This is a genomic window from Frankia sp. CcMO1 (genome assembly GCF_977945845.1).
In genome coordinates this window covers 1-8,681 of the sequence record NZ_CDWTMG010000215.1, presented here as the reverse complement: position 1 = coordinate 8,681, position 8,681 = coordinate 1, and the positions used below count along the sequence as shown (strand labels likewise).

General features: G+C 70.4%; 8 protein-coding genes. 2 read left to right on the top strand and 6 right to left on the bottom strand.

Annotated elements, in window-relative coordinates; all coding sequences use genetic code 11:
- From AC08OU_RS19675 to AC08OU_RS19665, 3 genes are all read right to left on the bottom strand, one after another.
- A partial coding sequence (locus tag AC08OU_RS19675; protein ID WP_476605506.1) for a hypothetical protein occupies nt 1-443 on the bottom strand: 443 nt, incomplete at its 3' end.
- On the bottom strand, nt 394-915 hold the full coding sequence (locus AC08OU_RS19670) for a phage tail protein (protein WP_476605505.1): 522 nt from the start codon (nt 913-915) through the stop codon (nt 394-396). The genes AC08OU_RS19675 and AC08OU_RS19670, both read right to left, overlap by 50 nt.
- An 8-nt stretch (nt 916-923) precedes the next feature.
- Complete coding sequence (locus AC08OU_RS19665; RefSeq protein WP_476605504.1) at nt 924-2,753, bottom strand: phage tail sheath family protein; 1,830 nt, start codon at nt 2,751-2,753, stop codon at nt 924-926.
- A gap of 463 nt (nt 2,754-3,216) precedes the next feature.
- Here AC08OU_RS19665 and AC08OU_RS19660 point away from each other — a divergent pair, with 463 nt between their 5' ends.
- Entirely contained in the window at nt 3,217-4,587 is a 1,371-nt protein-coding gene (locus AC08OU_RS19660; protein ID WP_476605503.1) for a hypothetical protein, read from the top strand.
- Between the two features lie 38 nt (nt 4,588-4,625).
- Here the strand turns inward: AC08OU_RS19660 and AC08OU_RS19655 are convergent, their stop codons facing one another.
- From AC08OU_RS19655 to AC08OU_RS19645, 3 genes are all read right to left on the bottom strand, one after another.
- Nucleotides 4,626-6,545: a glycoside hydrolase family 88 protein gene (locus AC08OU_RS19655; RefSeq protein WP_476605502.1), complete on the bottom strand. Its 1,920-nt coding sequence runs from the start codon at nt 6,543-6,545 to the stop codon at nt 4,626-4,628.
- A gap of 246 nt (nt 6,546-6,791) precedes the next feature.
- A complete protein-coding gene (locus tag AC08OU_RS19650; RefSeq protein ID WP_476605501.1) occupies nt 6,792-6,974 on the bottom strand; it encodes a hypothetical protein in 183 nt (60 codons plus the stop codon).
- A 43-nt stretch (nt 6,975-7,017) separates the two neighbouring features.
- The gene (locus tag AC08OU_RS19645) at nt 7,018-7,968 is read right to left on the bottom strand and encodes a universal stress protein (protein ID WP_476605500.1); all 951 of its coding nucleotides are present in this window, start codon (nt 7,966-7,968) and stop codon (nt 7,018-7,020) included.
- Between the two features lie 188 nt (nt 7,969-8,156).
- Between AC08OU_RS19645 and AC08OU_RS19640 the strand changes: the two genes are divergently transcribed.
- Nucleotides 8,157-8,681 (top strand): universal stress protein (locus AC08OU_RS19640; protein ID WP_476605499.1); only part of this gene is annotated, 525 nt, incomplete at its 3' end.

The window sequence follows — 8,681 nt, the reverse complement described above, 5'->3', positions numbered from 1 at the left end:
GCGAGCAGGTCGCCCACCGTCGGCGGGCGCCACCGTACGGTCCATCCGTCCGCCTCCAGCCGGCGCTCCACGGCGGGCCCCGCCCCCGGCGCGCCCGCGCGGCCGACGCCGGCATCCGCGCCGGCCAGCTCCCGCACGTCCACGTCGAACTCCAGCTCCTCGCCGCAGTGCGGGCAGCCCAGCCGCAGCGGCAGCCGCTGGCCGAACAGCCGCCCGCGCAGCGACAGCAACTCAGCGTCGCGGGCGCCGACCGGAGCGGCCAGCAGCGCGTGGACCTGGTCGGCCGGGCGGGCCAGGGCGTGCAGAAGCAGGGCTCGCCGGCTCCCGCTCGCCCCGGAACCCGCCTCCCAGGTGGCCAGCAGGGTGGCCGGGCCGGTGGACGGACCCGGTGGGCTACGGAATCGTGATGACCGGCTCTTCCGGCTCCGCAACCTCGAAGTCACGCTCCCACCCCTCGTTCTCCAGCTTGAGACTCTGGATGGCGACCGCGTTGGCGTTCGCGTCCAGCTCGCCGAGGATCTGGTACTCGCTGACCCAGCACCGGTACACCTTGTAGGCCACGGCCACCTGGCCGGCCTCGTTGAGCAACTGGATCACGATGTCCTTGCGGAAGTCGCGAAGCGAGGACTCGGCGCCCCGGCCCTGGCCGACCATCCAGACCTTGTTGGCCCAGCGGTCGAACTCGGGGTCGTGGGTGACGCCGCGTTCCAGCGTGAGCGCCTCGAACTCGGTGCGCCCGGCGGACTTGTGCGGTGAGCTGGAGGAGCCGCCGTCGCGGTGCTTGACCACCTCGGTGGTGCGCTTCATCGGGCTGATCTTGCTGATCCCGGCGACGATCCGTCCGTCCCAGACCACCAGGAACTTGAAGTTCTTGTACGGGTCGTAACGCTGCGGATTGACAGTGAACTCGGCCATGCGGACCCCTACACCTCCACCTGTCCGGTCATCTGGGCGATCTGGATAATCACGAACTCGGCCGGCTTGAGCGGCGCGAACCCGACCAGGATGTTGACCACGCCGCGGTTGATGTCATCCTGCGTGGTGGTGTCCTTGTCGCACTTGACGAAGTACGCCTCCCGCGCCGACGAGCCCTGGAACGCGCCCTGCCGGAACAGCGACTGCATGAACGCGCCGACGTTGAGCCGGATCTGCCCCCACAGCCGCTCGTCGTTGGGCTCGAACACCACCCACTTGGTGCCGCGGTACAGGCTCTCCTCCAGCATCAGCGCGGTCCGCCGGACCGGCACGTACTTCCACTGGGAGGCCAGCACGTCCGCGCCGTCCAGCGTCCGGGCACCCCAGACCACCGAGCCCACGATCGGGAACGTCCGCAGGCAGTTGACCCCGAGCGGGTTGAGCAGCCCGTTCTCCGGGTCGGTCATGGGTACGGTGAGCGAGCGCACCCCGGCCAGGGTGGCCTCGGTGCCGGCCGGCGCCTTCCACACGCCGCGCTCGCCGTCGGTGCGCGCCATGATGCCGGCGACCGCGCCAGACGGTGGGAAGACCCGCAGCTGCCCGGTGAGCGGGTCGGTGAGCTGGATGCGCGGGAAGTAGACCGCGGCATGGTCGGCGCTGGCGCGGACGGCATCGAGCTCGGCCAGGTTCGTCCGGGCCGCGTCGACGCTGGTCCAGCTCTGCGGCGGATCGACCAGCAGCAGCATCCGCTTGTCCTGGCAGAGCCTGCCGGCCTCGGCGAGCACCGCGCCCATGCTCTCGGTGGGCAGGTCGCAGACCGAGGGCAGGCAGAGCAGGTTGACGTCCTCCACATCGCGCAGCGCGTGGATGCCGGTCTTGGCGCTCGGGCCGCCGATGATGTCCCCGGCACCGGGCTCGCCGGCGCCGTCGGTGCCGCCGGCCAGCTCGTACGCGGTGGGCTGGACGGTGTCCTGCAGGCCGAGGTTCTGCGCGCCGGGGCCGCCGAAAAGAATCTTGGTGCCGGGTACGCCGGAGAACGTCTGGAGCCGGTCGCCGGCCGCGACCACCCGGGCCAGGGCGAAGCCCGGCTTGCTGGACACCTGCCGGATCTTGCGCTCGAGCAGCAGGGCCAGCCCGGCCACGTTGACCGGAGGGTCGCCGTCCTGCGCCGGGTCGTGCAGCACGAAGTCGAACTCTTCCGGGTCGTTGTCGACCTGCACCTCGACCGTCTGGGCCAGGTCGGGCAGCGGGGTGGTGAACGGCCTGGAGACCGTGCCGGACGGGTCGGGCAGCCCGGCGCCCGCGGCGACCGCGAGATCGACCAGTGTGGACGTCGGGTTGACGATCCGCTCGGCGAACCGCACGTCGCCGCCGTCCACGGACAGGTTGCGGTGTGTCTCGCTGACCGCGCCGGTGAGGTCGGCGACCCGCAGGTTGAAGGCGCCGGGTGCGGCGGTGTCGTGGTCGATGGTCACCCGCAGCCCGTTGCCGAACGTGCCGGGCTCCTTCGCGGTGACCTTCAACGACGCGGCGCCCTGGCCGGTGATCTGCGCCCAAGCCGCCGCCGCGCCGCCGGCCGCCACCCGTACGACGATGGCGACCGAACCGCCGTTGAGGAAGAACTGCTGGACCGCGTACCCGAGCACGCCGGTCGGGGTCAGCCCGCCGAACCGCCGCTCGAAGTCCGCGAAGCTGGTCAGCGTGACCGGTACGTCCACCGGCCCGCGCAGTGTGCTACCCACGAACGCGGTCACCGATGTGGAGACCGCCGTGATCGTTCGGACAGCGCTGGGAAGTTCCTCGATGTACACGCCGGGATAGGTGGGTGTGACGGGCATGTCACCTCCAAATCTTCGTGGCACAGTGCCTATTCATCACCCCGCCGCCCCACCCACGCCGTTGGGGCGGGTGGTCGGGCACAGGGTGAAGCAAGGCGCGCGGAAGAGCCCCCCGTGTCGGCGACATGTCACGGAACACCGCGGCGAGGGGATTGAAGAACCTGCGCCCATGATGCTGGTGTCGCAATCTCACGCAAGTCTCTCACGGGCCATACCGGTGTCAATGGGTCAAAGAAGACACCCGCTTCGGGGACTACTCCGGCGTCCACGTCGACCCCTCGGCCGCGAGCGCCACCCGCCCAGCCGGGACGGACCGCCGTGCTCGAACAGCAGTACTTCACCGGCGGCACAAACTGGGCCACCTACACGCATAGGCCGAATCAGCTTCGGCCCCGGCCGCTAGCGCGGAGCCACGAAGTCGCGCTCGCAGCCCATCAAGACCGCCAGGTCGCCGATGTGAACCGTGACCCTCCACGTCCCCCACACAGGGCGCGTCATCGCGACCGCCAAACGGCGGTTGCTGCTCGCCGTTGTACGCGAGCGGATCGACTCGACGGAGGAGAGGCACATCATGGAAGGCCAACCCGGCGTAGCCCCATCCCTCAACGACCATTCGACATGCAGGCGTTCGGCGCGGGCCTGGACCGCCCGCGCCACCCTGCTGGCCCTCATGGCCAGCGGCGCCTTGGCCGCGGTGCAGTCACCCGCCGAGGCAGCCGGTACGGCCCGCATCGGCGACGTCATCACCGTCAAGGCTCGCGACCTCGGCACACCGAAGGACGCCGTCTCGTCCAGGGCCGTGGCCGTGAACAACCGCGGTCAGGTGGTCGGCACAACCGTGTTCCGGGCCGAGCCGAGAGTGGAGCGGCCGTTCTTGTGGCAGCACGGCAGGATCCGCGACCTCGGGACGTTCAAGGGCCGCAGCGCCGTGGCCGTTGACATCAACGACGCCGGCCAGATCCTCGTCCACATGAACCCGTACGACGCGACCACTCCCGATCGCGCCTTCGTATGGCATCGCGGCCGCAAGACCGATATCGGCACCCTGGGCCGCGACACCCGAGCCGTGGTGATCAACAACCGTGGCCAGGTGCTCGCCACCAGCGTGACGAAGTCCGGCCAGCAGCGCGCGGTTCTCTGGCAGCAAGGCCGGTTGCGGGATCTCGGGACCCTGCCCGGCACCACACACGTCGAGGTCACCGACCTGAACGACCGGGGTGACGTCGTCGGCTGGATGGCCACGGACCGCGGCTTCCAGCAGGTCTGGTGGCCTGGTGGCCGGCCCGGCCCGGTTCCGCTCGACCTCTACGCCACCCTCCAACTAAAGATCAACAACCGCAGCCAGATCGCCCTGACACTTGAGGCGAGCGAACCCAGTCAGGGCCGCTTCCCGGCCATCTGGTCGAAGGGGAAGCTACGCGCCGTAGCGAGCATCAACGGCTCGGCCGCCGACATCAACGACCGTGGCCTCGTCGTCGGCGACACCGCGACGTTCTGGGACGACTTCCGCTACCAGGGCATGGCCTGGCAGGGGAAGCGCGTGACGCTGCTGCCCATCCCACCCGGCTACGACAACGCCGCGGGCATCAAGGTCAGCAATCGGGGGCAGATCCTCGGCGTGGCTGACACCGTCGAGTACACCAAACCGCGATGGCTGGTCTGGCAGCACCGCCAGACCGTCCTCCTGGCACCGCTGGCGCGCCGGCCGGCCACCCAGGCATACGACATCAACGAGCAGGGGCAGGTGCCCGGCGAGTCCTACGTCCTCGACGAGCAGCGAGGAGCGCTGCTGGGCCGGGCCGTCTTGTGGATGGTCGGGCACCCGCCGCAATAGAGCCACGGTCGTTGGCGGCCCTGGTCGCGCGGTCCGGCTCAGCCAGTCGTGTGGCCGTATGCCTCCAGGCCGCTGACTTGGACGTTGGACGGGCTGTAGGTGCTCGTCGCCCGCAGGCGCAACCACCGCCCGGCCGTCGGGGGAACGACGAACGTATGCGGTCCTTCTGTGTCGGGCAGCGTGGCCGTGGCGATCGTCGTCCAGCTCTGCCCGTCCGTGGAGGTGAGGACCGCGACGGCCTTCGGTCCGTACTTGGGGCGGGAGAAGATGCGGACCTGTTCCATCGCGACGTCGCCGCCGAGGTCGACGGTCAGATCCTGTGGCGCGGCCGTGGTCGGCAGCGAATTGGCCACCCAGAACGTCGTAGGGTCACCGTCGACGGCACGCTGCGGCGGGTAGGCGGCCTGGCTGGACGTGGCGGTCACCGGGCGGTTCTGGGCGACGTCGGTTCCGGGCAGGAACCGGTCGTGGACGGAGAACTCCTGGATGCTGATCCACCGGGTGGCGTCCCCCGCGAGGCCGGTCACGGTGAGCCGGGCGTACCGCGCGGTGAACGGGCCGCCGACGAAGACGTCCGGCCGGGATCCGGTGGCGGTGTTCGCGGTGCGGTCCACCACCCGCGTCCACGCGGAGCCGTCGGCCGACGTCTCGACCGTGTAGCTGTAGGGGCGGTCCTGATAGGGCACGAGCAGGGAATTGCTGACCCGGCGTCGCTCGCCGAGGTCGACCGTCACCGACTGCGGGAAGTCCAGGGCGGACCAGCGGGTGGTCACGTCCCCGTCGACGACCCGCCGAGCCTCATTGCCCTCCTGCTGCGCCGTCGCCTGGACCGGCCGGCCGGTCGAGACGGCGGCGGTCAGCCGCGCCACCTGGCTGCCTGCGAGCAGGAACGCGCCGACGCCGAACGGGGGCGAATCAGTGTGCAGCGTCCCCGGCGATGTCGAAGACGCTGGGGTCCGTGGACCGTCACCGACGTAGGGCTTGCCCGGCCCACCGGCAACGTTCTGGGTGTTGGACACGAACCCGCTGGCGCGCAAGGAGATCGTGGTCAGCCCCTGCCAGGCACGGGCGATCACCGGCAGGTATGTCGCTCGGTCGAGAATGCCCGCGTTGACCCCGTAGGCCATCGCGTACGTGAACAACGCGGTGCCACTGGTCTCGGCGTCGGGATACAGCGCCGGATTGACCAGGCTCGACCGCCACATGCCGTCGCTGCCCTGCAAGCCACGCAGACGGTCCGCCATGGCCGCCAGCATGCTCCGGTAGGACGCCGCGCGCGGGTCGCCGGCGGGCAACTGCTGGAGCACCTCGGCCATCGCGGCCATCACCCAGCCGTTCCCGCGGCTCCAGAACACCTTCTTACCGGCCGGATCCACCGAGTCCTTGTAGCCGCAGTCGCGGTACCACAGACGCGCGGCCGGATCGTACAGGCCGGGTGCCTTCCCCGCGCAGCCGCTCCGCCCTGACACCCCGTCGTCCCGGGTCCACTCGTACAGAGCATTCATCTTCGTCAGGTAGGCCTCGTTTCCCGTGCGCACAGCCCATCGGGCCATGCTCGGCATGGCCATGAAGAACGCGTCGATCCACCACCACGATGTGGTCGGCAGCGACTTCAGGTCCTTGGACATCCGGGCGTCGGATGCGGCCAGGGACGCGGTCGTGTCGATCCGGTTCAGATCGAAGTACGTCTGCGCGGCCTTGATCTGGTTCGCGGCGTCCTTGTCGACCGTGGCGTCGATCGCCCAGTTGTTGCTCGTCCCCCAGTTCATTGCCTGGGTGAAGTAGGCGATGTCCCCGGCCGTCCGGTAGAGCTGGTGGACGCCGTCGAAGTACGTCGACCAGGACCATCCGTTCCGGACACCGGTCGCGACGTGGTACGAGGGCCGGTAGTAGTCGGCGGCACGCTTCATCGCCGCGACCACGTCACTGTGCCGAGGCGGCACCACGGCCCCGGACACCGGTGTCACCGCAGTGGTCTGCGTTCCAGTCGCTGAGCGACTGTCGATGCCACCAGTTTCCGGCCGACGCGCGGCTTCGGGCCCCTCCTGCCCCCGCGCCGCCTCGGGCGACGTTCCACCACTACCTCTGGCGTTGCCGCAAGCAGTGGCCACGACAACGGCGACGACTCCCAACGTCGTCACCAGGGAAAGTTTCCGGCGATCCACGACGATTCACCCCGTTCGATTCACCCCGTTCGATTCACCCTATACGTCCGTATAGTTCGTATTCAGATTGCCGCTGTCGGCCGCCCCGCAGGAAGGGACCAACGTCCCATCCGGGATTCCCGGTGGCCGCAGCAACGTCACGCGCCAGCCCTTCGGCACCAGGATGTCGACGCCACCGCAAAACGCGAACGCGTCGACGGTCGCCGCGCTGTCGATGCGCACCTCATGTCGTCCCCCGGGCGCCGAACGCCCCTCGTTTCGCTACTCATCGCGACATCTTCTTCGGCTCCCGGATCACCTCCAGGCCGCCCAGGTCCATCTCCACGGCCCGCACCACGGCGACCGGGCACGGCGCGGCCTGGATCACCGCGTGGCTTACGGATCCGAGCAGCAGGCTGGTGAAACCGCTCCGCCCGCGGGAACCGACCACCAGCAACCCGGCGTCGGCCGCGGCGGCAGGGAGCCTCCCGGCAGCCGCGCCCTCCGTAACGCTCACCCGCACCTCCAGTTCGGGGTGCAGGCCGCGCGCCAGTTCCGCGGCCTCCGCCACGATGCCCCCGGCATGCTCCATCTCCACCTCGTCGTGCGCGCGGTCCGAGTAGGCGGACCCGTACGCAGCTGCCCAGGCGACGCTCGACGCGGGTGTCCAGGAGCAGACGACGGACAGCGGCGCCCTGGCGCGGGCCGCCTCGGCGGCGGCGAACGTGAGCGCCGCGCCGGACGACACCGAGCCGTCCACCCCGACGACGACGGCGTGCAACGGGTTCGGGAGCGTGAGGCCGTCACCGCGCACCACGACCACCGGGCACTGCCCGCGCGACGACAGCGAGAACGCGACCGATCCGAGCAGGACCCCACCGACGGGCCCGTGCCCACGGGAACCGACCACGATCAGCCCGGCGTTCCGCGAGAGCTCCGCGAGGGTCCCCGCGGCCGGTCCCACACGGGACGCCGCATGCACCTCGAGCCCCGGGACGGCCTCGCGAGCGAGCACGGCCCCCCGGTCCGCCATTCCCGCCATCTCGTTCTGGGCGTCCGCAATGAGCCAGGGGGAGGCGCCGGCGGGCCAGCCGACCAGCGCCGAATAGTCGAGGACGGTGACTACCGACAACGAAACCCCGCGACGTGCCGCTTCTGCGGCCGCCCACTTGATCGCCGCTCGCGCCTGGCCGGAACCGTCGTAGCCCACGACCACGCCGTCACTACGGTCGCCCATCTCGTCCTCCCGCGTGCTCGTTCCACCCGAATTCCATCTCCTTCCAGCATGGTCAGTCGCAATCACCGAAGTCAGGGGCGAAGGCCTCTCGCCGGCGGACCTTCGGCCCTGGCGAGGGAGTGGTCACGTGGCGAAGTCTGGTGAGGGACAGGGGCCCGAGGACCGTCGCGGGAGGTGCCATGGCCACCATGACGCGACGCATCGTCGTGGGATTCGACGGCTCCTCGCCAGCCACGGCGGCAGTGGACTGGGCGGCGGCCGAGGCCGCGCGGCGCGGGCTGTCACTGACCATCCTGCACGCCGTCGAGACACCCGAGCTCGTCGCCGAGACTGCGGCGGCCTGGCACGTGCTCGACCCGCACCACCGTCACGACCATCGTCGACGGACCGCCCCCGAGACGATTACCAACCTGGGACTCGAGCGTGCCCACGCGGGGACGGAGCTCCACCTGATCGCCGGCCTTACCGAGCACGGTCCGGCGGCCAGGCTCCTGGTCGACGCGTCCCGGGACGCCGAGCTGCTGGTCGTGGGAACGCACGGGCACGGTGGGATCGCGGGCATGCTCGGCTCGGTCACGGCGACGGTGACCGCCAGGGCGCATTGCCCAGTCGTCGTCGTGCGCGGGACGGCGGAGCACCCGCCCGGCCCCCGCCACCCCGTCGTCGTCGGCGTGAACGCTCTGCCAGGGGCGCGGGTCCCGCTCGGCTTCGCC

Coding starts and splice junctions, on each gene's coding strand:
- AC08OU_RS19645 (WP_476605500.1), bottom strand. CDS start 7,968: ATGGGCGACCGTAGTGACGGCGTGGTCGTGGGCTACGACGGTTCCGGC.
- AC08OU_RS19665 (WP_476605504.1), bottom strand. CDS start 2,753: ATGCCCGTCACACCCACCTATCCCGGCGTGTACATCGAGGAACTTCCC.
- AC08OU_RS19670 (WP_476605505.1), bottom strand. CDS start 915: ATGGCCGAGTTCACTGTCAATCCGCAGCGTTACGACCCGTACAAGAAC.